Below are 482 nucleotides of genomic sequence, written 5' to 3' on the forward strand. Positions count from 1 at the left end.
GTCTCCCAGCTTAACGGCATTGAGGCTTTTCAGGACGGCGATGCCCTGGCGGACGTCTCGGCCGATGAGCGTGTGACCGCTGCCGTCAGCGTCTTTTTAGACCTGCTGAAGCAGTCGGCGCAGAAAGTTGAGAAGCTCGACAAGAACCTGCTGGACAGCCACATCGCCGCGCTGGATGAAAAAATCAGCCGCCAACTGGACGCGGTGATGCATCACCCGGAGTTCCAGAAAGTGGAATCCCTGTGGCGTGGCCTGAAATCGCTGGTGAATAAAACCGATTTTCGCCAGAACGTGAAGCTGGAACTGCTCGACATTGCCAAAGACGACCTGCGTCAGGACTTTGAAGACAGCCCGGAAATCATCCAGAGCGGCCTGTACCGCCATACCTATATTGCGGAATACGACACCCCCGGCGGTGAGCCGATTGGGGCGGTGATTTCCAACTACGAGTTCGATGCCAGCCCGCAAGACGTGGCATTGCT

At 57.1% G+C, this 482-nt stretch carries 1 protein-coding gene; it reads left to right on the forward strand.

Translation table 11 applies throughout. From position 1 onward, the window contains the following. Positions 1–482 (forward strand): type VI secretion system contractile sheath domain-containing protein (locus tag WG891_RS26675; RefSeq protein ID WP_337265100.1); only part of this gene is annotated, 482 nt, incomplete at both ends.

Origin of the sequence: Serratia sp. MMO-28 (genome assembly GCF_037199905.1) — a bacterium.
Classification (GTDB): domain Bacteria; phylum Pseudomonadota; class Gammaproteobacteria; order Enterobacterales; family Enterobacteriaceae; genus Chania; species Chania oryzae.